Origin of the sequence: Anoxybacillus sp. LAT27 (assembly GCF_022030075.1) — a bacterium.
GTDB lineage: Bacteria > Bacillota > Bacilli > Bacillales > Anoxybacillaceae > Anoxybacillus > Anoxybacillus kestanbolensis.
Genome location: NZ_JAIWYK010000100.1, coordinates 1 through 321, shown reverse-complemented (window position 1 = coordinate 321; position 321 = coordinate 1). Strand labels below are relative to the sequence as shown.

Annotated in this window: 1 pseudogene; it reads right to left on the bottom strand. The window is 54.8% G+C overall.

Going from position 1 to position 321, the window contains the following annotated elements:
* Positions 1-316 (bottom strand): annotated as a pseudogene (locus tag LD028_RS08685) (sugar ABC transporter permease); the annotation flags it as partial.
* Positions 317-321 lie beyond the last annotated feature (5 nt).

Genomic DNA, 321 nt, shown 5'->3' with positions numbered 1-321 from the left:
TGCGGTAGATGATAAAGGCGAGTACAAAGGCGATGCCGTTTTGCACGATCATCTCGACCACAAAGTAGATGACGTTGTGGCCAAACGCGTTCCAGAACATTTCGTGAAACGGCTCCACCCGAAACAGCGTGATGAAGTTTTTCAGGCCGACGTAGGCGCCTCTGGCAATGCCCTCCCACTCGTACAAGCTGTAGGTGAAGGCGGAAACGATCGGATAGACGACAAACAGCGTGTAGATCACGAGAGCCGGAAGGGGAAACAGGTGGACGAGCCACCGCGCCTTTCCCTTTGGACGGGCAGCCTGTGTCTTGGATATGCCCA